This window comes from Janthinobacterium sp. PSPC1-1, assembly GCF_049897625.1.
Lineage (GTDB): Bacteria > Pseudomonadota > Gammaproteobacteria > Burkholderiales > Burkholderiaceae_D > Janthinobacterium > Janthinobacterium tructae.
In genome coordinates this window covers 532202-557926 of record NZ_JAFCWP010000001.1, presented here as the reverse complement: position 1 = coordinate 557926, position 25725 = coordinate 532202, and the positions used below count along the sequence as shown (strand labels likewise).

Here is a 25725-nt window from a genome sequence, read left to right as displayed (position 1 = left end):
ATTTCTTATATATCGAGTTTGAATGTGTGTTTCAGGTCCGCGATCTGTTCCGCGTCGAGCGGGCGCGTGGGCACGTCGCGCAGCAGCAGGAACAGCTTGGCCGTCTCTTCCAGTTCCTCGGCCGCGTACACGGCCGCTTCCAGGCTGGTGCCCGAGACCACGGGACCGTGATTGGCCAGCAGCACGGCCGAGTGCTTGCGCGCCATGGCGCCGATGGCGCCGGCCAGCGCAGGGTCGCCCGGACGGTGGTAAGGCACGAGCGGCAAGCGCCCCACCTTCATCACAAAGTATGGCGTGAGCGGCGGGATGCAATCGTCATGATTCAGGCCGCACATGCAGGACACGGCCGCCGAATGCGTCGAGTGCAAATGCACGATGGCGCTGGCGCTGCCCCGTTCCTGGTACATGGCGCGGTGCAAAAACGCCTCTTTTGACGGCGGCGCACCGCTGAGCAACTTGCCGTCCCAATCCAGCTTGGACAGCTGGGCGGGATCGAGCCGCCCCAGGCTGGCATTCGTGGGCGTGAGCAGCCAGCCGTCGGACAGGCGCACGCTCAGGTTGCCGCTGCTGCCCGCCGTCAGGCCCCGCTCGAACAGGGACTTGCCGAAATCGACAATCTGCTCGCGCTGGCGCATCTCTTCCGGAGAAGTATGAAACGCAACGGTACTCATGCCAGCACCTGCCAGGCCTTGCTGAAGAAATCGACCGTGCCGAAATTACCGGACTTGAGGGCCAGTGCCAAGGGCGCCATGCCATCGTCGCCCGGCGCCGACAAGGCTTGCGTCCAGGGCACGCCGGGGTCAATCTCTGGCCCGATGCGCAAACCCGCCACGCCCAGCGCCTTGACGACGGCGCCCGAGGTTTCGCCGCCGGCGACGATCAGCTGGCCCACACCGAGGCGCACCAGCCCTTGCGCGATGGCGGCCAGGGCTTCCTCGACGAGGGCGCCGGCCCGCTCCACGCCCAGCTGCGCCTGCACGGCGCGCACGGCGTCCGGCGTGGCCGTGGCATAGATCAAGACAGGGCCTTGCGCCAGATGCGCGCCAGCCCATTCCAGCGCCTGCTCCACCACGGCGTCCACCACTTCGCCTCCCGCGGCAAGCTGCAAGGGGTCGACGTGGAATGACGGGGCGCTCTCGCGCAGGTGCGCCACCTGCTGCTGCGTGGCCACCGAGCAGCTGCCCGAAATCACGGCGCGAAATCCGGAGGCCGGCGGCAAGCGCCCTGCCTGTCCCGCAGGCGATGGCGACAACTGGCCCCGCTGGCGGAAATTCTGCGGCAGTCCCAGCGCGATGCCGGAGCCGCCCGTAATCAGTTTCAGGTCGGCGCAGGCCGCGCCGATGGCTTCCAGGTCGCGGTTCGAGACGGCATCGACGACGGCAAAATGGCAGCCCTGGCCGCGCAAGTCCGTGAAGCGCTGGGCGATGGCGGCGGCGCCCTTCTCCACCACGGAGAAATCGGCCAGGCCCACCTTGGCTTGCACCTGCTGCTGGAGCACGCGCACCAGGTTGGAATCCGTCATCGGCGTCAAGGGATGCTCGCGCATGCCTGACTCGGCCAGCGGCACGTCGCCGACGAACAAATTGCCCTTGTAGATGGTGCGGCCATTCGCGGGGAACGCGGGGCAGGCAATCGTGAAGTCCGTGTCGAGCGCCCGCAGCAGCGCTTCGGCCACGGGACCGATATTGCCGCGTGGCGTGGAGTCGAACGTGGAGCAGTACTTGAAGTAGAACTGGCGGCATCCGGCCTGCTGCAGCCAGGCCAGCGCGGCCAGCGACTCGGCCACCGCGTCTGCAGGTGCATTCGTGCGCGACTTGAGGGCGATGACGACGGCATCGATGTCGCCAGGTGGCGGCCCTTGCGGCACCCCGATCAATTGCACCGTGCGCATGCCGGCCTTGACCAGCATGCCGGCCAGGTCGGTGCCACCCGTGAAGTCGTCGGAGATACATCCCAGTAGTACGGTCATGATTGTTCCTTCTTGATTCAGTTACGCTTTCGCTGGCAATGTAATTCCAGGGAAAAGCTTGATGACGGCGGAGTCGTCCTCGCCGCCAAAACCGGCGGCCGACGCCTGCATGAACATCTGGTGCGCCGTGGCCGACAGCGGTAATGGAAAAACGCTTTTTTTCGCGTAGTCGAGCACGATGCCCAGGTCTTTCACAAAAATATTCACGGCCGACAGCGGCGTGTAGTCGCCCTTCAGGATGTGCGGCACGCGGTTCTGAAACATCCAGGAACTGCCGGCGCTGTTCGAAATGACTTCGTACAGGGCATCCGGATCGCAGCCGGCACGCAGGCCCAGCGCCATCGCTTCGGCGGCGGCGGCGATGTGCACGCCGGCCAGCAGCTGGTTGATCATCTTGACCTTCGAGCCTTGCCCCGGCTGCTCGCCCAGACGGTACAGTTTGGCGCAGATGGCATCGAAAACGCCGGCGCAGACGTCAAACGCATCGGGCGTGCCGGCCGCCATCACCGACATTTCGCCGGCAGCCGCCTTGGCCGCGCCGCCTGAAATGGGCGCGTCGATGAAGCGCAATCCCATGGTCGCCAGGCGCGCGCCGAGCGCTTCGGCAAACTCCGGCGCCACGGTGGCACAGGCGATGACCACGCTGCCCGGTGTCAGGGCGCTGGCCGCGCCCTGCTCTCCAAACAGTACGGCTTCCGTCTGCTGCGCATTGACGACGACGATCAGCAGCGCCTGCACCTGCGCCGCCAGCGCGGCAGGCGACGCGGCAGCCCTGGCGCCCAGCTTCACCAGCTTTTGCACGGTCTCGGGCCGCACATCGCAGGCATGCACTTCAAAACCGGCGCGCAGCAGCGATTGGGCGATGCCCATGCCCATGGCGCCCAGGCCGATCACGCCCACTTTTTCGATTGTTGCAGTCATTGTTTACTCCATTATTTATTTACGAGCTTGGCCGGCACACGCATGATGATGAAGGCGCCAAACACGAGGATGCCGGCCAGCAGGTAGATGGCAATATCGGTCGACTGGGTCAAGTCCTTGATGGAGCCGATCATGTACGGCGCCGCGAAACCGGCCAGGTTTCCCACCGAATTGATGGCGGCGATGCCGGCAGCGGCCGAGACGCCACCGAGGAAGGCCGTCGGCAAGCTCCAGAACATGGGCGAGGCAGCCAGGATGCCACCGGCGGCGATCGTCAGGAAGAAGATGGCCCAGCCCGTGTTGTGGGCGCCGGCCAGCGCGCTGCAGACGATGGCGGCAGCGCCCACCACCAGCGGGATGGCCATGTGCCAACGGCGTTCGCGGTACTTGTCCGAGCTGCGGCCCAGCAGGATCATGGACGCCACAGCTACCGAATACGGAATCGCGGTGAACAGGCCGATATTGAGCACGCCCGTCACGCCGGCCGCCTTGATCAGGCTGGGCAGCCAGAAGGTCAGCGAATACTGGCCCATCACGCAGCAGAAATAAATCAGGGCCATGACCCAGATGCGCGGATCGGCGAACATGGCGCGGATCGACGGGTGCGATACCTTGCCCTGCGCTTCCGTGGCGATACGCTGCTCGAGGATGACTTTTTCGTCTTCCGTCAGCCACTTCGCGGCGCGGATGCTGTTATCCAGATACAGCAGCACGGCCACGCCCATCAGCGCGGCGGGAATCGCTTCAAGCACGAACATCCACTGCCAGCCCGCATAGCCGTGCCAGCCGGCGAAGGTTTCCATGATCCAGCCCGACAGCGGGCCGCCAATCAGGCCCGCCACGGGAATGGCGGCCATGAAGGTGCACACCATGCGCGCGCGGCGCTCGGATGGATACCAGTAGGTCAGATACAGGATAATGCCCGGAAAGAAGCCCGCCTCGGCGATGCCAAGCAGGAAGCGCATGACGTAGAACTGGGTCGGCGTGGTGACGAACATGAAGGCGCCCGAGATGATGGCCCAGGTAATCATGATGCGGGCGATCCACACGCGCGCGCCGATCTTGTGCAGCATCACGTTGCTGGGCACTTCGAACAGGAAGTAGCCAAGGAAGAACACACCCGCGCCCAGACCGTACACGGTTTCGGAAAACTGCAGGTCGGCCAGCATTTGCAGCTTGGCGAAGCCCACGTTCACACGGTCGAGATAAGCGACGATGTAGCACAGCATGAGGAAGGGAATGATGCGCCAGGTCACCTTGCGGTAGACGGCGTCGTCGATGGTTTTCTGGCTTGCGGCGGCGCCGGCCGGCTGCCCGGGCAATGCTTGTGATACTTCCATACTTGTCTCCTGATCGCTGGGGGATCGACCGTGCCGGGTTTTTATGGTCCACCGGAGGTGGCTGGCAACTTGTCTAAAATTTGTATGGATGTATATTATGTGTGTGTTTTGTGTGTGTCAAGCTGTATATTCCATATAATGGCAAGCAGGCAAGCCCCATGAGAACCGTTAGCGCAAGGATGCACCCGATGGACCGCACGTTCAGCTTTACCCTTCCCGCACCGGAGCCCGCCGCGGGCAGTTTCACCACCGGCACCCTGGGTGCCCGCGTGGCGGCCCGGCTGCGCCAGCAGATCCACCACGATGGCCTGGCCGGCGGCACGCGTTTGCCATCGGAGCAAGCCATGGCCAGCCACTTCGGCGTGAGCCGCACGGTGCTGCGCGAAGCCATCGCCCTGCTGCAGGCGGACGGCATCGTCGCCACGCGCAAGGGCAGCGGCACCTTCGTGTGCACGCAGGATGGCGCGAAGACGGGCGAACGGGGCGACGCGCTGACGGAGCAATCCGTGCAATCGCTGCTGAACCTGATCGAGGTGCGGCAGGGCCTGGAGGCTGAAATCGCCGCGCTGGCGGCCGTGCGGCGCACGCCGGGCCAACTGGCCGATATCGAACAAGCGCTAAGGCGCATCGAGGAAGCCGTGGCGGCCGGTGTCGACGGCGTGGAAGAAGACGTGCGCCTGCACCTGTGCATCGCCGAGGCGACGGGCAACCCCTATTGGCCAAAATTCGTCGCCATGTTCGCCGACCCGATCCGCTCTGCCGTCAAGGTGACGCGCGCGAATGAAGCGCGGCGCACGGACTTTTCCATCGAAGTGCGGCGCGAACATGAAAAGATCGTGCTGGCGATCGCCGATGGCGACCCGCAGCGGGCGCGCCAGGCGGCCATGGAACACATGCAGCATGCGGCCGAACGCGTGCGCCTGGCCGACCGCGAATTCTGGCGCGGCGACGGCGGCGCGCTGGCGCGTACCCTGGGGCGCGATCCCATCATGCAGAAATAGCCTGCTTCCGTTCAGGGATAGCTTGGCCGGCGCATCTGGAACAAGCTGTCCGGAGCGATTTCAAAATAATCGGCCGGGCCACCGCCACGCAAGATAGGAGCAGCTGCGGCCGTGTCGTACACACCGTCCACGAGCAGATGGCGCGCGATATGCACGCCCACCACTTCCCCCAGCACCAGCCAGCTGCCGACGCCGTCCCCATTCAATCCTTGCAGCTCGATGATCTGCGTGCGCCGGCATTCGAAGGACACGGGACTTTCGGCCACGCGCGGCACCTTGACAAGACGCGCGGCAGCCGGCGTCAGGCCGGCCAGCGCGAATTCGTCGACCTCGGGTGGCGCCGGCGCGCAGCTGGTGTTCATCGCCTCGGCCAGCGGACGCGTCGCCAGGTTCCACACGAATTCGCCCGTCTGCTCGATATTGCGCAAAGTATCCTTGCGGCCGATGCTGGAAAAACCGATCAGCGGCGGCGTGTAATTGAACGCATTGAAAAAACTGTAGGGCGCCAGATTGAGCACGCCTGCGCTGCTGCGCGTGGCGATCCAGCCGATCGGACGCGGTCCCACGATGGCGTTGAAGGGATCGTGCGGCAGGCCGTGGCCCTGCGCAGGTTCATAAAAGTGAATGGGGTCAAGCACGCGCGCTCCTGAAGTCAAAAGAAATCAAAGGCACCCGGGGATGGAATGCCTGGAACGACAGCTTACTGGAATTGTTTCCGACCAGCCACCCTGCCCCATCAAAGCTCAAGGACATGTTTGACAGCCCATTCATGAGCTTGGGCGATGTCGAGATGCAGGCTGGCAAACGACATCTTCAGCAAGCGCTCTGGCAGCGCCCAATCCCATTTCGCGCGCCGCAAATTATGTTCCTTGTGCAGCAAGATCTCAATAGCGGGCGGTGCCTCGCTGGCGAAGGCCAGCAAGCAACCAGCCACGCGCTGTTCGCTTGCATCGTCGACCTTGACGGCAGGGCCTTGCGCTGTCGCTGCCAATCCCTGCGATTTCAGCACCAAAGCAATCGCCTCATTGGCATGGTCTCCCAGCCACGTAAAAAGAAAAACACAGCCACCGATCGTCAACAGCGGCTTACGCGCCAATCCGCAACGTTGAAACGTTTGACAACCTTCCAACATGAGCTTTTTCGCGCCCTCATCCATAAAGGATGGCGGCAAGCCTGACTGGTACAGTTCGCGCATGCGTTCTCTGACCTTGGTATGGACATATCCGCCACTGCCATTGAACAAGGGCGCACGACCTGTATTTGTTTTACCAACAAGAATAGTCTTGCTATCGTCGTCTATATCTTCCACCACCCAGGTCCTGCCCGCAAAAAGTATGTAGTCGCCCACGCTGACCGAACTCGATACGGGCAGGGAACCAAGTACCCGGCTTGCATTGACGATACGGAACTCATCCTCCGTGGCGAACGCCGCATAAAAAGTGTAGTGATTAACCAGGCGTTCTCCCTTGGAACCATGCAATAGCAGGCCTGATGCCTCCTGCTGTAATAGCTCTATTTTCCCCATGTGGCGCAACAACTCGGCAAAGTCATTTTTTTCGGTACTCGCAAATGGGCCTCTGGCGCAAAGGATACGATAGGCATCGGCTGCCTGGATGCCACCGTGCTGGGCAATCAGCGACAACAACTGCTGAATGAGGGTCGAAAAATGCAAGCCATGCGTTCTTGGCGGCTCGATCCAGCCGTCCAGCATCAAGCTGACCATCGCGCCAAATTCCAGCGTTCCTTCCCTTAATTGGTCCATCAACTCGGATTCGACATGCAATTCACGTTCGGTAACATAACCGCGCAAAATGGCAGATTCCCCCGCACGCCGCCCGGAGCGCCCCATGCGCTGGCGCATGCTGGCCACCGATGGCGGCGAGCCGATCTGCGCCACGCTCTTGACAGCGCCAATGTCAATACCCAGCTCGAGGGTATTGGTACAGATGGCAGTGGCGCAACCTTCCTTGTTTTTCAAGGCAGCCTCTGTTTCCTCGCGAATTTCACGCGACAGGCTGCCATGGTGGGGCCAGAACTCATTCGGTGCCTTGGCGACCTCACATAGCCGGCGCAACGCATATGTGTATTGTTCGACTTTGCCTCGGCTATTCGGAAAGATCAGGTTATTGGATCCTCGCAGCTTTGCGAACAGGTCTTGCACAATCGACAGTTCGGAGGCGGATTCACTATCCGCATCTTCGTCCGGCGGTGGCGCCACGTCGAGATAGCCCTTGATAAGTATGTTTAACGTGCCACGGTCCGCTTGCGATTCGATGATATCGACCGCTGCACCGCTATGCGGACGCAAAAAATCTGCTCCCAGCCGCAGATCACCCAACGTTGCAGACAAGCCTATGCGCGGCACCGTACGCCCCGCCGCCTGCTCGATACGCAGCATCAGCGCTTGCAATTGCTTGCCCCGTTCCGTACCGATAAAAGCATGCAGTTCATCGACCACGATGTAACGCAGGCGTGCAGCGATGCGCGGCATCTGGAAACCGCGATTGCACAGCATGGCCTCCAGTGACTCGGGTGTGATCAGCACCACTCCAGACGGCTGTTTGAAAAACCGTGTCTTTGACGACGATGAAATATCGCCGTGCCATGGCCAGACGGGTATTTCCAGCGTCGCGCACAAGCGCTCCAGCCTGCCGAACTGATCGTTGATTAATGCCTTGAGCGGGCTGATATACAGGCACAGCCCATGCTCTTCGCCAGCCTTCAGCATATTGCTCAGCACAGGAAAAAAAGCCGCTTCAGTCTTGCCTGCGGCAGTGGCGGCAGCAATGATGACATCGCTTCCACCACCGCTGATCGCAGCAATCGAGCGCTCTTGCACATCGCGCAACTCGCTCCAGTTCTCCGCCCAGATCCAGCGCTGGATGCGCTCGTCGAGCAGGAAAAACGACGACGAAAGCTGGCCAGTCATAGGTATCAGAGCTTGAACGACGCGAGCTCGTCGTCAGCCTCGACCTCGCTATCAGACACACCGGCCATATCAGGCACGACCTCAACGGCACCTAACAATTGCCGCCATGAAACGCCAGGATTTTGCTCCAGCACTGCCAGCAAGTTGACAAAGGCTGTGATGGTCGTGCGCGGCGTGCGAAAGTAACTGTCGCCGAGGCGCCGCGCGCAATGCTCCATAAAAGCCGGTAACGCTTCATCGGGCAGCAGATATTTCTCAGCGATGCCATGTGCGTGCACGTGACGCAGCTTGTCCAGCAGCACATAAAAGTCTTCGGGACGCAAGCTCGCCAGCCTCAGCACGGGGCCGCTGTAATCGACCAGGCCGGCAACGGCAAAGGTATTTTCCGCCAGCCGGCTTTGCAGGGCCGGATAGCTGAACAGGCCGCGCCGCGTATCGAGAAGAAATTCCGGCGTACCGCCCAAAATGAATCCAAGTCCTACCGCCGTGCCTTGCAAGGTGTCGTTCAGGATACGCAGTATCTGCTCATAGTTGGCGTTGCGCGCCGGCGTATTGGCCAGCTTGTACAAATTGACCAGTTCATCAAGACAGACGACAAAGCCGGCGTAACCAGCCAGTCGCACGAAGCGGGCGAACAGCTTCAACTGATCGTAAAAAGAGGCATCGTCCACAATGGAACGCACACCCAATGCCTGGCGCGCTTCAGTCTTGGTATTGAATTCACCGCGCAGCCAGCGAATCGCATCGGATTTCAATACCTCGTCACCGGCCTCGAACCCACGACAATATGCCGCGATCACATCAGCAAAATCAAAACCGTTGACCATCTCCGTCAAATGTTCAAGCTTTTGCCGTATCACTTCCTCGGTGCTGGCACCTTGCGCCAGCGCCTCGGTTTTGGCGTTGGCAATGAACCGTTCGACGATGCCTGCCATGGCGCCACCATCAGGCTTGGTGCGGGTCGACAGATTACGCATCAATTCCGCGTACAACGAGCGTGCCTGGCCACCGGTCGCATGCAGGCGCCGGTCGGGATTCAGGTCGGCGTTGGCGGTCACTAGTTTTTTCTCCATCGCTACAGAACGTATCAGGTTAAGAAAGAAAGTCTTGCCAGCGCCGTATTCACCGATGATAAAGCGTATCGTCGAACCACCGTCGGCGATACGCTCAAGATCTGCCACCAGCGTCTCGATCTCTGGTTTGCGGCCAACCTGGATCAGGTGTTGGCCAGCACGTGGCACCACGCCCGCGCGCAAGGACTGGATCACCGCGTCGCGGTCTTTGGGACGAATGGCTGAAGCGTTCATTGAGCAAGTCTTTCAAGAATGTCGGGATTGATGTCGATGGGATCGTCGCCTTCGGTGCAGGGCATGTCGAACGCGTCGAAGCACGCTTCGTTGAGCCGCTCCAGGGCCCCATCAAGCATGACGCCTGCATCGTGGGCGATGAATTCCAGCTCCGAGCGCTGCCACGAAGCGCGCGACAGCAGGTGGCGGGAAAACGCGGCATGCATGGAGTCCAGCCCAGGTAATCCGCCAGGACTGTCGAGCGGCGGCAGCGCGACTTCAGAAGTCGCTTCGTCCTGAAAGATATCGCCCAATAGTGTTGCCACCTGTTGACTGTCTTTTTGTAATGCCGCAATGCGTGCGAGATCCAGCACAAAGCCGCCTGGCGACACACTTGAACCGTTTGCTGGCGGATGTGCTGTCGCGGCTGCATGTACTTGACTGTACATTTTTTCATGCTCAACGCCCAACAGTGTGCAGACCCTTTCCAGCACGGCGATTTCCTGGCGTGTCGCCGGTGCTCCCACCATCGTGATGATGCAGTCAGCACAGGCATTCCGCGCGGCCGGAGAGAGGGCCGCAATACGACGTTTGAAGGAACTCAGCGCGACCGGTTGCAGCAGAATAAGGCGCGCCATCAGGCGGCGCTGCTGGTGGGGCGTCAAGTGGCTCCAGGCGGCGATCTGTGCCTGGCAAAGTGGCCATTTATGGTCGGAATACACGCCTTCCGACTGCGCCATGGCAATCAGCAACTCCAGACTCAGCAAGGCAGTCTCGTAAAACGTCGCCTCGCCCGCTTCTTCGGACGCCGCTGCGCGGTAGAGCGCCACCCGTTCGGGCAAAGCTGCGTTGCCCGTCATGCACAGGATGTCCGGCTCCATGGCAATCTGCTGCGCCAGCAATGCCGCAGTCAAAGCACGCAAACTGTCTTTGCCGATCCCGTCTGATTCACCGAAATGCCGTGCCAGTTCATTGATAGAGATCACCAACACCGTCTCGCCCACACTCGCAATCACGTAACAAAGCGCTTGCTTCGCCGTCTCGGGCCATATTGAATATGGCAATAATACCCAGGCATCCAGCGTTGCTCGCCGGTCTGGACGATGCTCGATGAAACGACTATAAGCGTCCAGTTCCGCCGAACAGGCATCGATCAGCTTTTGCAGCGTTTGTCGCGGAGCACTGGCGACGGTAAGGTCGGAAATATCGCCTAACACTAGCTTCCTGCCAGCGCCGTCCTGCAATCCAGGGGACGCGGGCGAATACGGCAGGCACAGCTTGTGCGACGTCGAAACAAGCGCGATACCATCGCCATGCAGCCGCCTATACATCAGGCGAAACAAGCTTTCAAATTCTGCAGGACAGCGGCTTGCCGCCGTGCGCAATATCAGCGCCGGATCGTAACGTATCCACGCCCAGGCCAGATCTACGGTCAGTAACATCTTGTCACGACATGCTTGCCCGAGCGCCACCTGCAAATGCAGGGGCATGCCATCTTCAGGCGGCAGATCCGGTATAGGCTGCAGATATAACCGCTCAGGGCTGCTTGCCAATTGCAGAACTTGTAAAAGAGACATGCAATGACGCGAAAACAATCCGGACGTACCGCCATAATGTTTATGCAGCCGTGTGAGCTCCTTGATAATCTGCGGTATTTCCGCGTGAATGGCACGGTGATTTTCCGCATCGATCAATACTCGCCGTTCCAGTCCATAAAAGAAGGCGAATACATAAGCGATATCGGCGTCTGGACTACTACGCCCATCGGCAAGCCAACGCAAATAAGCACCACGCTGCTGAGGCAAGACATCCGCATAACTCGACCAGTAGAAATTCACGGAAGTCGCATAGTCGCTCGCGAAATCGACGCTCTTGCGAGGATCGATCAGGGCGGGATCATCCTTACCGTTATTTCCTGGCAAGCTTTGCCCAACATAAATCATCCCACCAGAAATCACCAGGCCGCCAATCTCCACACTTTCATGACGCCCTATCCATTGAGCGACAGGGGTATGCAAGGGCAGCGGCGGGGGAATGCGGTAGCCAGATGGATCACCCAATAGAACCTCGCTTGTTTTTTCCTGACATGTTGTTGCTGGCGGCACAAAATCACTTACGATGCTCGCCGTGGGCAAAGATGCGATCGATGAAACTGGCGCCTCTGTCGGGAGCTGCACTGAACTGGATAGCAACTCAGGCTGCGCAGAGCGCCGCAATTTCGAGTTGCGCGCGAGATAGCGGCACCCCACATACAGCGCACCGGCAATCAACGACAGCAGCAAAGCTGGGCTCATCAAATGGTAAGCGGCTAATGCCAGCAATCCAATGAAAAACATCCAGCGCCATAATGAGACACACTCTAACAAAAACCGGAGTCTTTTCTTCCACGCCACATTCTTCTTTCGGCCATGAATACAGGTAAATTAAAGGTAATTCAATGAAAGTAAGATGCTTTATTGTATAGAAATGTTTGCATCAGCGAATGCTTATCTTGCCTTGCGGATTTTTTTGCAACGTCACATCCACTGCCCGCTGGTTATACAAGCACGCAGCGCCACAATTGTATGGCACGCGGCACGCGGCCTCGCTTATGATGAGGCAACTCAACCCTTATCATTGCGCTACCGCCCATGCATACCCTCACGCTGCACCAGAAAGTATTCTTGCTCCTCTTGAGCATCGTCACCATCGGCTTCGGCACGATACTGGCGCCGTATGCGGGGGCCATCTTCTGGGGCGTCGTCCTGGCGATCCTGTTCGCGCCCGTGTACCGCTGGCTGCTGCGGAAAACCAGGGGCCGCGCCGGCCTGGCGTCGCTGCTGACCTTGCTGCTCATCGTCGTCATCGTCATCCTGCCGCTGTCGCTCATTTCCGTGTCGCTGGTGAACCAGGCGGCCAGCGTCGTGGAGATGGTACGTTCGGGCGAAATCACGGTCGGCATGTTCTTCAATAAAATCATGGCGGTACTGCCGCAATGGTCGATCAACTTGCTCGAGCGCTTCCACCTGAGCAGCTTGGCCAGCCTGCAGGACAAGCTGGCCGAGGGCGCCACACAGGTGAGCCAGGTGGTGGCGGTGAAAGCCATCAATGTGGGCCTGTACACCTTCGAATTCCTCACCAGCCTGTGCATCATGCTGTACCTGCTGTTTTTCCTCATGCGCGATGGCTCCACCCTGTCGGCCCGCATCAAGGGCGCCGTGCCGCTGAGCCGCAAGTACAAGCAGCGCCTGTTTACCAATTTCACGACGGTGATCCGCGCCACCGTGAAGGGCAACATCCTCGTGGCGATCGCCCAGGGTGCCCTCGGCGGCCTGGCATTCTGGTTCCTCGACGTGCCAGCCCCCCTGCTGTGGGCCGTGCTGATGGCTTTCCTGTCACTGCTGCCGGCCGTCGGCGCCGCCCTCGTCTGGGCGCCCGTGGCCGTCTACTTCCTGGCCACGGGCGCCATCTGGCAAGGTGCAGGCCTGGCCGCCTTCGGCGTCTTCGTCATCGGCCTGGTGGACAACGTGCTGCGTCCCATCCTGGTGGGCAAGGACACCAAGATGCCCGACTACGTGGTGCTGCTGTCGACCGTGGGCGGCATGGCCCTGTTCGGCCTGAACGGCTTCGTCATCGGCCCCGTGGTGGCGGCCCTGTTCATCGCTTCGTGGGATCTGTTCGTCTCGGCCAGCGAATTCCAGGCCGAGGATTGAGGCGTGACGGCCTGACATGACGGCTTGACAAGATCCTCGCGCAGGCGCGTTTTACAGTACCCTGGGGAGCACAATCCGCGCTCTGCCCGAAACCTGTTTACAGCGCTGTTGCAAATTTGCATACTAATGCCACCTTCATCACCGTAAGCGTGACACTGATGCGCATCAACCTGGCACCACAGGAACATGATTTCTCTCTCGGCCAGCGTGCCCATGGCCGGTACATCGCCGCGATTATTCTGCTGCACCTGGCGCTGTTCTGGGCGGCCACGCGGCCCGCACACACAGGGATCGAGCACGATGACCGGGTCTGGCTACAGCTGATGCCGCCACTGCCGCCAATGAAAAGGTTCATTCCACCCGCCAAGCCCAATCCGGCGCCGGCGCGTCCGCCAGCCCTTCCATCGAGCGCGGCAAGCGTGTCGCCACCGAAGGAGGCGACGGCACCGGTGCAGGACCAGCCGCAAGACGATGCCCTGCCGGCAGAACCGGTGCCTGCCGCACCCAAGGCCACCCCCCTCACCCTGGCGCAACAGGCGCTGCAGGCAGCCGGCGCCATCGACCGCCAGCTGCGCGCAGAGCATCCGCAGGAGTTCGTGGCGCCGCCCGAGACGGCGCACACGCGCCTGGCGAAAGGCTTCGCGGAAGCGCATGCGGCGGTCAAGCCGAAGTGGTTCGAAGCGGCGCGTATCGAACTGTGGAGCGCACCAAACGATCCCAAGCGCATCTACCGCGTCATCACGGCGACCGGTGAATACTGCATCTATTTGCCGGACAAAGGCAACATGACGCTCAACCTTAGCGCGCGCTCCGGCTACGCCGGTTTTGGCGAAGGGACTGCGGCGCCGTGTCCCATCCGGTTTTAATAGCGGTCGATAGCGGGCAAGGCGCCGTTTCAGCCGAACACGGGGCGGAAAAAACTGCGCTCATAGCTGACGATGCAGCGCGTCTCCTCCGCGTAGCGGAAGGCGGCCTGGCACTCGGCGTCTTGCATGGAGTCGCTGCGGTACTGTTCATACAGGGCCAGGCTGGGAAAAGAGAACATGGCCAGGGCGACGTTGCTGGCGCCTTCGGACGGTAAAAAATAGCCATGGTGCTGGCCGCCGAAACGTTCGACCAGCGGTATCCACAGCTTGCCGTAGGCTTCGAATTCCCGCAATTTATACGGGTCGATGATGTAGCGCAAATAACAGGTGATCATGCGGTTTCCTTGTGAAGGTTCAACTCCATCAACATGCCAGCTTCCCAGGAGCCGATGGCGGCCAGTGGCGAAGCAGGCAAGAAGTCCAGTGCGCAGGGATATATAAAATCTTCCTGCGCCAGCACGCCGAGCCCGGGCCAGCCATAAAACAGCAGCTTGCCCTTGCCGATGCGTCCCAGCGCGCTGCCGTCGGGCAGCCAGCGCAAGGCGTTGCCCGTGCCGCCGCCCGCCTCCACGGGCACCTTGGCCAGACAGCGACCGTCGGCCAGCGCGTACACGGACAGATACTGCGTGCCGCCCGCGTGGTGCAGCACGGCCAGAGACTCCCCGTCCGGTGACGGCGCGCACGACATCATGCCTGGCAGCGACAGCACCACCCGCCCTCCTCCCGCCTGCAGGGGCCAGTCCCACACGCTGCAGTAATCGGGCGGCTGCACCTGCCCCTCGTCCACCGATTTGACGCCATGCTGGAGCAGCAAACGCCGCCCGCCATCGATGGTGTAGACTCCCCGCAGCATCTCGCCCGGATGCTCCTGCGTAAAGAGCGTCTCGCCCGTTTGCGCCGCGCGCATCCGCAGACGGCCATCCCAGCCGCCATCGGCCAGATACTGCCCGCACGGCGACCATGCGGGACCGCAGCCTTCGCCATCCTTCTTGTTCTGGAAGTTCAGCAGCAACTGACCCACCTGCGCATCCACCACGGCCAGCTGGCCCGTCGTGCTCTTGATGGCCAGCCGGCTGCCATCGGGCGAGAAGGCCATGCCCGACATGTGCGCGATGAATTTTCCGCGCCACAGCTTGGTTCGCGCCGCCACGTCCCACAGGACCAGGTCGCGGCCCAGCACGGCCAGGCGCGTGCCATCGGGCGAAAACCGTACGCCGTAGCTGCAGCCCAGCTTCAGGGGTTTCTGCGTTGCCGTCATGGGCGCGCCAGGCGGTACACCACGCTGTCGAGGTCGTAGTGGCGTTCCATGCCCACGTATTGCATACCCAGGCGCGTCATGACCTTGATCGAGGCGGCATTGTCCGGGTGCGCCACGGCCACCACTTCGGGCGCGCCGACGACGTCGAAGGCATGCGCGACGATGGCTTGCGCCGCTTCGCTGGCATAGCCCTTGCCCCAGCCAGAGCGCGCCAGGCGCCAGCCGATTTCATGCGGCTTGGCCTTGTCGCCGCCGATATGCTGCAGGCAGGCCAGCCCCACCAGCACCTCATCTTCGGTACGCATCAAGGCCCACCACGAATAACCCCATTCGACCCAGCGCCCCATGATGCGGGCAACGGCGCCGCGCGTGTGCTCTTCCGTCTCCGGCTGGCCCGCATTCAGGTAGGTCATCACTTCGGTATCCGAGTTCATGGCGTGCATGGCATCGTAATGCTTCTCGGTGACGGGTTCGAGGCGCAGCCGCGCCGTGTGCAAAATGGTCATGCCAGACTCCTTCAGACGAAAAAAAAGACGATACATGATCGTCTTTTTTTTGCAAGAGCGCACGCAATTACTTGCCTGCTTCGCCCTTCTTGATCCACGCCGCCAGTTGGTGCGGACGCAGGCCGTCATAGTCTTCGAACGGCTGATGGATCCACGGGTTGTGCGGCAGTTCGTCGAGGAAGTAGTCTGGACGCACGACGGAGCAGCCTTTCAGCCAGATCACGGCCGATTTGACTTCGGTCACGTCAGGGAAGTTTTCCTTCAGGTGACGCGTGACCTTGTCCAGCGTGACGCCCGAATCGGCCAGGTCGTCGACCAGCAGGATGCGGCCGGCCAGCGGGCCCTTGGTCATGGTCATGTACTTGGCGATATCGAGGTCGCCGCGCACGGTGCCTGCGTCTTCACGGTAGGAGCTGGTCGACAGGATGGCCAGCGGCAAATCAAAAATGCGCGAGAATACGTCGCCAGGACGCACGCCGCCGCGCGCCAGGCACAGTACCTGGTCAAATTTCCAGCCCGATTCGTAGACCTTGAGCGCCAGGCGCTCGATCAGGCGGTGGTACTCTTCCCAGTTGACCCAGAGATGTTGATCGTTCGATTGTGGGGTAGTCATGATAGTGAAATCTTATTATTAGCGTGATTAAAAAAATCCGCCTTGCGGCGGATTGTGTCCAGCAGCTTACTCGAATGGGTGGCGCAGCACGATCGTTTCTTCACGATCGGGACCGGTCGAAACCATGTCCACCGGTACGCCGACCAGTTCTTCGATGCGCTTGATGTAAGCGCGCGCCGTCGCTGGCAAGGCCGCCAGCGATTTCGCGCCGACCGTGCTTTCCGTCCAGCCTGGCATCTCTTCGTACACCGGTACGCAACGTGCGGCTTCTTCAGCGCCCGATGGGAAGATGTCCGTGGCCACGCCGTCGATGGTGTAGCCGGTGCACAGTTTCAGCGTTGCGATACCGTCCAATACGTCCAGTTTGGTCAGGCACATGCCCGTCACACCGTTGATCTGCACGGAACGGCGCAGCAAGGCGGCGTCGAACCAGCCGCAGCGGCGGGCACGGCCCGTCACGGTGCCGAATTCATGGCCGACTTGCGCCAGGTGGTGGCCGACGCCTGCATCCGTTGGCAGTTCCGAAGGGAACGGACCGGAACCGACGCGCGTCGTGTAAGCCTTGGTGATGCCCATGATGTAGTGCAGCATGCCTGGGCCTACGCCCGAACCGGCAGCGGCATTGCCGGCCACGCAGTTCGACGAGGTGACGAACGGATAGGTGCCGTGGTCGACGTCGAGCAGGGAACCCTGCGCGCCTTCGAACAGCAGGTTCGCGCCGGCCTTGTGCGCCTTGTACAGCGCGCTCGACACGTCGGTGACCATCGGACGCAGACGCGGCACATAGGCCAGCGCGTCGTCGAGGGTCTTCTGATAATCGACTTTCGGTGCTTTCAGGTAGTTTTCCAGCACGAAGTTGTGGTAATCGAGGTTTTCGGCCAGCTTTTCAGCGAAGCGCTTCTCGTTCAGCAGGTCGGCGATACGGATCGCGCGGCGCGCTACTTTGTCTTCATAGGCCGGGCCGATGCCCTTGCCGGTGGTACCAATCTTCGCATCGCCACGCTTGACTTCACGCGCCAGGTCGATCGCGGTGTGGTACGGCAGGATCACGGGCGCCGCGTCCGACACTTTCAGGCGCGAGGCGACTTCGACGCCGACAGCTTCGAGCTTGTCGATTTCGCGCAGCACGTCCGGCACGGAAACGACCACGCCGTTACCGATGTAACAGGCGACGCCTGGACGCATGATGCCCGAAGGGATCAGTTGCAGCGCGGTTTTCACGCCGCCGATGACCAGCGTGTGGCCTGCATTGTGGCCGCCCTGGAAGCGCACCACACCTTGGGCGTGATCGGTCAACCAATCGACGATCTTGCCTTTACCCTCATCGCCCCATTGGGTGCCGATGACAACGACGTTCTTTGCCATAATTTTCTTTGACATCACTCAACCTAAGTTTTTAAGAATCCAGCTACTACCATTATCGGCAAGTACCAGCACGCGATCGCACTCGAACTCGTCTTGTTCATTACTGTGACCCGGCATACTCTGGATCACGACCTCGCCCGCCTTGCGCAACTCGGCGATTTTTTCCTTCAATTCTGGCGCGCTGCCCCACGGCGCGCGGATCGAATGCTTCCGTTCCGCGGTCGGCAACAGGCGCGCCAGTTCGCGCAAATCGAGCGAGAAGCCGGTCGCGGGACGTGCCCGGCCGAACGCTTCGCCGACGTGGTCATAACGGCCGCCGCGCGCAACCGCGTTCGGCAAGCCAGGTACATACAGCGCAAACATCGCGCCGCTTTCATATTGGTAGCCGCGCAGGTCGGCCAGGTCGATCGCCACTTCGGCGCGGCCTAAAGCGGAACCGGCCAGCGCGGCCAGCTCGGCCAGCGCCTTCAGCACGCCCGGCAGCGGCGGCAGCACTGCGCGCGCACGCGCCAGCACGTCGATGTCGCCGTACAGGTTCGGCAAGGCCAGCAAAGCATCGCGCGTGACGGGATCGTAGGCGGCAGTCAGCGCACGCAGGCCCGGCGCATCCTTCGCGCGCAGCAAGGTGTACAGCGCAGCCTCGTCGCGCACGGCAGCGGCGTCTTGCGCAATGATAGCGCGCAACAGGCCGACGTGCGACAAATCCAGGCGGACAGAGTCGAAACCGGCCAGTGCCAGCGAAGCGAGCGCCAGTTCCTGGATCTCGGCATCCGCTTCCAGGCCGGCATGGCCATAGATTTCGGCGCCGATCTGCAGCGGTTCGCGGGTGGCATGCAGACCCGACGGACGGGTATGCAGCACGCTGCCGGCGTAGCACAGGCGGGTCACGGTGGCACGGTTCAGCAGGTGCGCGTCGATGCGCGCCACTTGCGTCGTCATGTCGGCACGCAGGCCGAGCATGCGGCCCGACAGCTGATCGACCAGTTTAAAGGTGCGCAGGTCGGTATCCTTGCCAGCGCCGGTCATCAGCGATTCCAGATACTCGAGCAGCGGCGGCATCACCAGTTCATATCCGTACAAACGGAAATTATCCAGCATGAGGCGGCGCAGCTCTTCGATCTTGCGCGCTTCCGACGGCAGAACATCGGCAATATTTTCGGGCAAAAGCCAATTCGGCATGAGGGAGCGAGATACGGAAGAAAGTTGAAAAAATGCATCATGCGAGGCAGCGGCGAGCGCGCCAGGCAAGAGGCCGAACCTGATATTTTACGCGAAAACACGGGCCTTTAGGGACAAGTTCTCCGAATAGCTGCCACACAGCCCTAAAAACACCGCATTTTACGCCTTCCCGCAACAGCCTGGGCGCACCAAAAAAAAACGGGGCCGGCATTGACGCCGGCCCCGCTGCTGCTGCCACCCGTCCTTGCGGCCAGGTGCAGTCTGGATACTGCCTTACTTCTTGGATGGAGCGGCCGTGCCGTTACCCTTGAAGTACTTGAAGAATTCCGAACTCGGATCGACCACCATCACGTCGCCCTTGTCCTTGAAGGTGGCGCGGTAGGCTTCCAGGCTACGATAAAACTTGTAGAACTCCGGATTCTTGCCAAACGCTTCCGCATACACCTGCGACGCCTTGGCATCGCCCTCGCCGCGGATCTTCTCGGCTTCGCGATACGCTTCGGCCAGGATCACCGTGCGCTGCTTGTCGGCGTCGGCGCGGATTTTCTCGGAGTCGGCCGAACCGGTCGAACGCAGCTCGTTGGCCACGCGCACGCGCTCGGACTTCATGCGCTCGTACACGGAGTTATTGATCTGTTCGACGTAATCGACGCGCTTCAGGCGCACATCGACGATGCCCACGCCGATGGCCTCGGCCTCGGCCGCCACCTTGGCCTTGATCGCCTGCATCACCTTGCCGCGCTCGCCCGAGATCACTTCGCGCACCGTGCGCTTGGTGATTTCATCGTTCAGGGCGGCCTTGACGATTTGCGACATGCGGTTGCGGGCGCGGCTTTCATCGCCGCCGAAGCTGCGGAAATAGGTCTTCGGATTGACGATGCGCCACTTCACGTACGCGTCGACGAGGATATTCTTCTTCTCGGCCGTGATGAAGCGCTCCGGCTCCGGCGTATCGAGCGTCAGGATCCGCTTGTCCAGGTAGATGACGTTCTGGAACGGCGGCGGCAGCTTGAAGTACAAGCCAGGTTCGCTGATCTCATCCTTGACTTCACCGAGGGCGAAGACGATTGCATACTTGCGCGCGTCGACCACAAACACGGTCGAAGACAAGAGCATGATCGCGATAAAGCCCGCGATCAGGGCGGCAACGATACGGTTCATTAGCGGCTCTCCCGTTCACGCGAAGAGCGGCTGTCGCGGCGCTGATTGACTTCTACTGTCGGCATGGCTTCCTGTGGCAAAACGGTGTTGGCTGCGGGTGTCGCGGCAGCACGGGCGGCAGCAGCGGCAGCATCGGTGGCAGCCGTCTGGGCGATCAACTTGTCGAGCGGCAGATACAGCAGATTGCTGCCCGTCTTGGCATCAACCATGACCTTGCTGGCACTGCTGAACACTTGCTGCATCGTTTCCAGGTACATGCGGTCGCGCGTGACGGCCGGCGCCTTCTGGTACTCAACCAGCACCTGCTTGAAGCGCGAGGCATTACCTTCGGAGTTCTCGGTCACCATGGCCCGGTAGGCCTCGGCTTCCTGCACCAGGCGGAATGCTGCGCCGCGTGCTTTTGGAATGACGTCGTTGGCGTAGGCCTGGCCTTCATTCTTCTGGCGCTCACGGTCCTGACCTGCCTTGACGGCATCGTCGAAGGCGGCTTGCACCTGCTCCGGCGGCTGCACGGCCTGCATCGTCACGTTGTTAATCAACACGCCAGCCTTGTAACCTTCAAGAATCTGCTGCATCAATTTCTGCGTGTCGAAGGCCACTTTTTCGCGGCCTTCATACAGCACGAAGTCCATCTTGCTGCGGCCGACCACTTCGCGGATCGCCGTCTCGGCGACCTGGCGCAAGGTGTCTTCCTGGTCGCGCAGGCTGAACAGCCATTCCACGGGATCTTTCAGCGTGTACTGCACCGCGAACTGGATGTCGATGATGTTTTCATCGTCCGTCAGCATCAGCGATTCGCCAGTCTGCTTGTTGCGCAGCGACTGGCGGTAACCCACTTCCACCGTGCGCACCTGCGACACATTGACGGTTTCATCGGTCTGGAACGGATACGGCCAGCGCCAGTTGAGACCGGCCGGCGCCGTGCGCGTGTATTGGCCAAACGTCAGCACCACGCCGCTCTGGCCCTCTTGCACGATGAAGGCGCCGCTGGCGAGCCAGATGAAGACGGCGATCACGCCGACCACGCCGGCGGTGATGCCCGCGCCCTTCATGTCGGGACGCGGGCCGCTGCCGCCACCGTTGTTATTGCCGCCGTTGTCGGGACGGTTCTTCTGTCCGAAAAAGGCGTTCAGGCGCTGATTGAAATCGCGCCACAACTGATCGAGGTCCGGCGGACCTTCGCCGGGTTTTTTGCCTTCTTGGGCTTTCTTGCCGTCGTCCTTGCGATTGCCCCAGCGGGGATCGTTCAGGGACAACTTCAAGCCTGTTTTTTTGAGTAGGGAGACAAGCATAACTATCGTGTTCCGACTTGGGAGTGGGTGGAAATCCTATCGTCCTCGCCAGGCTCTTCGTCCTGGTCCGGGGCGGCGCCATCGTGCTGGTCGTACTGACCGTCCAACTGATCTTCCTGCGGTGCTGCATCGTTCTGATACAGGTGCGCCGAACCAGGCGCCTTCCTGGCCATCTCGACTATCGCATCGCGCAGCAGGTCGAGCCCGCTGCCCTTCTGCGCACTCACGAACACGCGACTGATCGTAGCATATTCGTCGCGCTCCACCGAAGGCTCCAGCCCGGCCGCGTCGATCTTGTTCCACACGAGGATTTGCGGAATGTGATCGGCGCCGATCTCTTTCAAGACCAGATTGACCTGCTCGATCTGCTCCATGCGTACCGGCGACGCGGCGTCGACGACATGCAGCAGCAAATCGGCATGGATGGTTTCTTCGAGCGTGGCGCGGAAAGCGGCCACCAGTTGATGCGGCAATTCGCGCACGAAGCCGACCGTGTCGGAGATCACCACGTTGCCCACTTCCTGACCCAGGTAAACCCGGCGCGAGGTGGTGTCGAGCGTGGCGAACAACTGGTCGGCAACATACACGCCGGCCTTGGTCACGGCATTGAACAGGGTCGACTTGCCGGCATTGGTATAGCCGACCAGGGACACCGAGAATGTGTGATTGCGGCCGCGTGCGCGGCGCTGCGTTTCGCGCTGCTTGTGCAGCTTTTCCAGGCGCGCGCGCAAGGCCTTGACACGGTCGCCGATCAGCCGGCGGTCGGTCTCGAGCTGCGTCTCGCCGGGGCCGCGCAAGCCGATACCGCCCTTTTGCCGCTCAAGGTGGGTCCAGCCGCGGATCAGGCGCGTGGCCAGATGCTGCAGCTGGGCCAGCTCGACTTGCAGCTTGCCCTCGTGGCTCTTGGCGCGCTGCGCAAAGATGTCGAGGATCAGGCTGGTACGGTCGAGCACCCGCACATTCAGGCGCTTTTCCAGATTGCGCTGCTGGGCAGGTGAGAGGGCGTGATTGAAGATGACGATTTCCAGGCCATCGTTGACGACGACGTCGCCAATTTCATCGGCCTTGCCGCTGCCGACGAAATACGCGGAATCGGGACTGGAACGCTTGGCCGTGATGGTGGAAATCGGGTCCGCGCCAGCCGAACGCGACAACAGCATGAGTTCTTCCATGCTGGCGTCGAAGTCGCTGTGACCGAAGTCAACCCCGACTAGTACGGCGCGCATGATGGCATCAAACAAGTTGCGGCGGACGCCGACGCCGATGCAAACGCATCAGCGCCGCTGGCGCGGACGGAGGCGATGGAGGGTGAAAGGCGCTGGGCCTTCAAGCTCAACGCTTTACTCCGCTTCAGATTCAATATTGAGATTGACGGCACGGGCCGGCACCACTGTCGAGATGGCATGCTTGTACACCATCTGTGTCACCGTATTGCGCAGCAATACGACATATTGATCGAACGATTCGATATGGCCCTGCAATTTAATGCCATTGACCAGGTAGATCGAGACAGGAACATGCTCTTTGCGTAATGCATTGAGGAATGGGTCTTGTAACAGTTGCCCTTTGTTGCTCATAACAGCTCCGTTGTTTATGTTGTTGTGTAAGAATTGGAGGCGACTCGCTTGATTTCAAGTGCTCTCACACCTTTCAAAGAAAGAAAGATGCGTCATAGCTACTGTAACCTGTTTTCGCGATCGCTGTCGCGCATGGCGCATTAACACTTTATTATTTCCGTGCAAACAGCCATGAATGGTTGTCGGCGCCGCATTATCTCTGCGGCGCCTTAATATGCACTTAATCCAGCAATGAACTCATTACTTGCTTGGCGTGCGTGCAAACGGGTTTTTACCCGTGCGCAGTTCGATGCGCAGCGGCGTGCCAACCAGCGCAAACGTATCGCGGAAATGTTTTTCCAGATAGCGTTTGTACGGATCGCCGACGGCATCGAGCGCATTGCCGTGAATGACGATCACAGGCGGGTTCATGCCGCCCTGGTGGGCGTAGCGCAGCTTCGGACGGATCGAGCCCTTGCGGCGCGGCTCCTGCTTCTCCACAGCCTCGATCAGGGCGCGCGTCAGCTTCGGCGTCGACAGGTCGCACATGGCGGCTGCATACGCGGCGTTGAGCGACTTCATCAATGGACCGATGTTGGTGCCCTTCAGCGCCGAAATGAAATGCATCTGCGCGAACGACAGGAAATCGAGCTTGCGGTCGATATCGATCTTGATCTCGTCACGTTCGTGCGATTGCAAGCCATCCCATTTATTCACGGCCACCACCAGCGCGCGGCCCGACTCCAGAATGAAGCCGGCGATATGCGCGTCTTGTTCGGAAATATCCTGCTGCGCGTCGAGCATCAGCACGACCACGTTGGCTTCGGAAATCGACTGCAGGGTTTTCACCACCGAGAATTTCTCGATCGCTTCAAACACCTTGCCACGGCGGCGGATACCGGCCGTGTCGATCAGCGTGTATTGCTGGCCATCGCGTTCGAACGGAATCTCGATCGAGTCACGCGTCGTGCCCGGCATGTCGAAGGCAATCACGCGCTCTTCGCCCAGCAGGGTGTTGATCAAGGTCGACTTGCCCACGTTCGGACGGCCGACGAGGGCGATCTTGATGCCGCGGTCGGTCTTTTCCAGCTCTTCAGGCTCATCCGGACGCTGCGCGAAGGCCAGGTCCAGCATCACTTCGACGAGGTCGTTGACGCCGTCGCCGTGCGCCGACGAAATCGCATACGGATCGCCCATGCCCAATTCATAGAATTCGGACACGACGGCCGTATAGCGCATGCCTTCGCTTTTGTTCACCACCAGCAAGACCGGGCGACCGCTCTTGCGCAGGAAGTCAACAATGGTCTTGTCATGCGGGGTCAGGCCTTGACGGCCGTCCACGATGAACACCACCACATCGGCCTCGGCCACGGCCTGCTTGGTCTGCAGTGCCATCTGGTGCATGATGCCTTCCTTGGCGACGGGTTCGAAACCACCCGTATCGATGACCAGGAAGGGACGTTCGCCGACACGGCCTTCGCCATAGTGACGATCGCGCGTCAACCCAGGCAAATCCGCCACCAGCGCATCGCGCGAGCGGGTCAGACGATTGAATAAAGTCGATTTCCCAACATTGGGTCGACCTACTAGTGCAATTACCGGCTTCATTGTATTACTCGACCGCGAGAGCGGTCACTGTCCCTGATTGGGTTTGAAAAATCAAATTCGAACCGGCAACAACGGGAGCCGAAACAATCGGGCTACCATCGGTGCTGACACGACCTATTAATGCGCCATCTTCCCGTGACAGGAAGTGGATATAACCTTGATAGTCACCGACGGCGACGCTGCGGCCGAAGGAGGCCGGCGTCGACAGGCGGCGGCGCGCCAGCGCCTCATTCTTCCAGGCGCTCTGGCCGCCTTCGCGGCTGAATGCCACCACGGCGCCCTGGGCGTCGGCGGCAAACACGAAACGCTGGTCGACGGCCACGCCCACATCGGACGAGAACGGCTTGGTCCAGCGCGGCACGCCCGTGGCGGCATCGAAGCAGCCCGCCTTGCCCTGGTACGTGACGGCGCACACTTCGCCCTCGAACACCACCGGCGTGCCGGCGATGTCGGAGACGCGCTCCAGTTCGGTAGCGCCGCGCGGTTCGCTGACGACGATCTCCCAGCGTACCACACCGGTGGCCGCCGTCAGTGCCAGCAACTTGCCGCCCGGCTGGGCCACGTAGACATTCGCGCCGCCCAGCACCATGCCCGGCGCATTGCGCAGGGTCAGTGCCGGCGTGGCACGCTGCACCGTCCACTTGCGCTCGCCCGTCTTGGCATCGAAGCCGACGATGCGGTTATCCACGCTGCGCACCACGACCACGCCCTGCCCCACGACGGGCGCCGCCAATACTTCGCTGGACGCCTGTGCCTTCCACAGCTGCTTGCCATCGGCATCAAACGCCAGCACGACGCCCTTGGCAGCGCCCACGGCCACCACGCTGCCGTCGCTGCCGGCGCTCGACGTGATGTCGCTGCCAGCCTTGACGCGCCAGGTTTCACGGCCGCTGGCCGCATCCAGGCGTGCCAGCGCGCCATCGGCATTGACCACGTACAGGCTGTTGCCGGCCAGCGCAGGCGTAAACGCGTACACACCGGCCTTGCCGATCGAATACTTCCAGGCGTCGCGCACGGCAATGCTCGATTTTAACTCGACCAGCTTGGCCGGCTCGACTTTCGGGTCTTTCGAGGCGAACGGGTTCCAGGACGAGCAACCGGCCATCAGGGCCAACAGACTTGCAGCTACCAGCTTTTCAGTGACACGCATAAGTGTTATCCAACCTTTTTCTTGTACTTGTAA

At 61.1% G+C, this 25725-nt stretch carries 23 protein-coding genes; 3 read left to right on the top strand and 20 right to left on the bottom strand.

All coding sequences use genetic code 11. From position 1 onward, the window contains the following. Positions 1-5: 5 nt before the first annotated feature. Genes otnC through ACP7EG_RS02430 form a run of 4 tightly spaced genes read right to left on the bottom strand, consistent with a single transcriptional unit; the run spans position 6 to position 4230 of the window. Positions 6-671: a 3-oxo-tetronate 4-phosphate decarboxylase gene (gene otnC / locus ACP7EG_RS02445; protein ID WP_426086278.1), complete on the bottom strand. Its 666-nt coding sequence runs from the start codon at positions 669-671 to the stop codon at positions 6-8. Then, on the bottom strand, positions 668-1969 hold the full coding sequence (otnK, locus tag ACP7EG_RS02440) for a 3-oxo-tetronate kinase (protein WP_426086277.1): 1302 nt from the start codon (positions 1967-1969) through the stop codon (positions 668-670). The genes otnC and otnK overlap by 4 nt, the downstream gene beginning before the upstream one ends. A gap of 21 nt (positions 1970-1990) precedes the next feature. After that, positions 1991-2890 carry an L-threonate dehydrogenase gene (gene ltnD / locus ACP7EG_RS02435; RefSeq protein WP_426086276.1) on the bottom strand — a complete coding sequence of 300 codons (900 nt, stop codon included), beginning with the start codon at positions 2888-2890 and terminating at the stop codon, positions 1991-1993. An 11-nt stretch (positions 2891-2901) separates the two neighbouring features. Next, positions 2902-4230 carry an MFS transporter gene (locus ACP7EG_RS02430; protein WP_071076292.1) on the bottom strand — a complete coding sequence of 443 codons (1329 nt, stop codon included), beginning with the start codon at positions 4228-4230 and terminating at the stop codon, positions 2902-2904. 158 nt (positions 4231-4388) lie between these two features. Between ACP7EG_RS02430 and ACP7EG_RS02425 the strand changes: the two genes are divergently transcribed. Continuing rightward, entirely contained in the window at positions 4389-5231 is an 843-nt protein-coding gene (locus ACP7EG_RS02425) for a FadR/GntR family transcriptional regulator (protein WP_426086275.1), read from the top strand. 11 nt (positions 5232-5242) lie between these two features. Here the strand turns inward: ACP7EG_RS02425 and ACP7EG_RS02420 are convergent, their stop codons facing one another. From ACP7EG_RS02420 to ACP7EG_RS02405, 4 genes are all read right to left on the bottom strand, one after another. After that, positions 5243-5869, bottom strand: a complete 627-nt coding sequence (locus ACP7EG_RS02420) for a flavin reductase family protein (protein WP_426086274.1) — start codon at positions 5867-5869, stop codon at positions 5243-5245. A gap of 98 nt (positions 5870-5967) precedes the next feature. Next, positions 5968-8160, bottom strand: coding sequence for a DEAD/DEAH box helicase (locus ACP7EG_RS02415; protein ID WP_426086273.1), 2193 nt, complete (start codon positions 8158-8160; stop codon positions 5968-5970). 5 nt (positions 8161-8165) lie between these two features. Continuing rightward, entirely contained in the window at positions 8166-9467 is a 1302-nt protein-coding gene (locus ACP7EG_RS02410) for an ATP-binding protein (protein WP_426086272.1), read from the bottom strand. Next, the gene (locus ACP7EG_RS02405) at positions 9464-11782 is read right to left on the bottom strand and encodes a TerB N-terminal domain-containing protein (RefSeq protein ID WP_426086271.1); all 2319 of its coding nucleotides are present in this window, start codon (positions 11780-11782) and stop codon (positions 9464-9466) included. The genes ACP7EG_RS02410 and ACP7EG_RS02405 overlap by 4 nt, the downstream gene beginning before the upstream one ends. A 294-nt stretch (positions 11783-12076) precedes the next feature. On the opposite strand from ACP7EG_RS02405, the gene ACP7EG_RS02400 reads away from it, so the two are divergent. Continuing rightward, a complete protein-coding gene (locus ACP7EG_RS02400; protein WP_426086270.1) occupies positions 12077-13138 on the top strand; it encodes an AI-2E family transporter in 1062 nt (353 codons plus the stop codon). 116 nt (positions 13139-13254) lie between these two features. Next, positions 13255-14004 carry a hypothetical protein gene (locus ACP7EG_RS02395; protein ID WP_426086269.1) on the top strand — a complete coding sequence of 250 codons (750 nt, stop codon included), beginning with the start codon at positions 13255-13257 and terminating at the stop codon, positions 14002-14004. A 29-nt stretch (positions 14005-14033) separates the two neighbouring features. Here the strand turns inward: ACP7EG_RS02395 and ACP7EG_RS02390 are convergent, their stop codons facing one another. From ACP7EG_RS02390 to bamB, 12 genes are all read right to left on the bottom strand, one after another. Next, positions 14034-14339: an NIPSNAP family protein gene (locus ACP7EG_RS02390; RefSeq protein WP_034789018.1), complete on the bottom strand. Its 306-nt coding sequence runs from the start codon at positions 14337-14339 to the stop codon at positions 14034-14036. Then, the gene (locus ACP7EG_RS02385; RefSeq protein WP_426086268.1) at positions 14336-15262 is read right to left on the bottom strand and encodes a WD40 repeat domain-containing protein; all 927 of its coding nucleotides are present in this window, start codon (positions 15260-15262) and stop codon (positions 14336-14338) included. Before ACP7EG_RS02385 ends, ACP7EG_RS02390 begins: the two co-directional genes overlap by 4 nt. Next, entirely contained in the window at positions 15259-15768 is a 510-nt protein-coding gene (locus ACP7EG_RS02380) for a GNAT family N-acetyltransferase (RefSeq protein WP_426086267.1), read from the bottom strand. Before ACP7EG_RS02380 ends, ACP7EG_RS02385 begins: the two co-directional genes overlap by 4 nt. Before the next feature lie 67 nt (positions 15769-15835). Then, positions 15836-16381, bottom strand: a complete 546-nt coding sequence (locus ACP7EG_RS02375; RefSeq protein ID WP_034752020.1) for a phosphoribosyltransferase — start codon at positions 16379-16381, stop codon at positions 15836-15838. A gap of 66 nt (positions 16382-16447) precedes the next feature. Next, on the bottom strand, positions 16448-17761 hold the full coding sequence (locus ACP7EG_RS02370) for an adenylosuccinate synthase (protein ID WP_426086266.1): 1314 nt from the start codon (positions 17759-17761) through the stop codon (positions 16448-16450). Between the two features lie 3 nt (positions 17762-17764). Further along, positions 17765-18925 carry an ATP phosphoribosyltransferase regulatory subunit gene (locus tag ACP7EG_RS02365; protein WP_219133695.1) on the bottom strand — a complete coding sequence of 387 codons (1161 nt, stop codon included), beginning with the start codon at positions 18923-18925 and terminating at the stop codon, positions 17765-17767. Positions 18926-19198: 273 nt separating this feature from the next. After that, on the bottom strand, positions 19199-20086 hold the full coding sequence (gene hflC, locus ACP7EG_RS02360; protein WP_426086265.1) for a protease modulator HflC: 888 nt from the start codon (positions 20084-20086) through the stop codon (positions 19199-19201). Further along, positions 20086-21378, bottom strand: a complete 1293-nt coding sequence (gene hflK / locus ACP7EG_RS02355) for an FtsH protease activity modulator HflK (protein ID WP_426086264.1) — start codon at positions 21376-21378, stop codon at positions 20086-20088. The genes hflC and hflK overlap by 1 nt, the downstream gene beginning before the upstream one ends. Positions 21379-21380: 2 nt before the next feature. Beyond that, on the bottom strand, positions 21381-22604 hold the full coding sequence (gene hflX, locus ACP7EG_RS02350) for a GTPase HflX (RefSeq protein ID WP_141170201.1): 1224 nt from the start codon (positions 22602-22604) through the stop codon (positions 21381-21383). A gap of 114 nt (positions 22605-22718) precedes the next feature. Continuing rightward, the gene (gene hfq / locus ACP7EG_RS02345; RefSeq protein ID WP_008450615.1) at positions 22719-22955 is read right to left on the bottom strand and encodes an RNA chaperone Hfq; all 237 of its coding nucleotides are present in this window, start codon (positions 22953-22955) and stop codon (positions 22719-22721) included. Positions 22956-23195: 240 nt separating this feature from the next. After that, a complete protein-coding gene (der, locus tag ACP7EG_RS02340) occupies positions 23196-24542 on the bottom strand; it encodes a ribosome biogenesis GTPase Der (protein WP_034752028.1) in 1347 nt (448 codons plus the stop codon). Positions 24543-24546: 4 nt separating this feature from the next. Beyond that, positions 24547-25692, bottom strand: coding sequence for an outer membrane protein assembly factor BamB (bamB, locus tag ACP7EG_RS02335; protein ID WP_426086263.1), 1146 nt, complete (start codon positions 25690-25692; stop codon positions 24547-24549). Between the last annotated feature and the right edge of the window lie 33 nt (positions 25693-25725).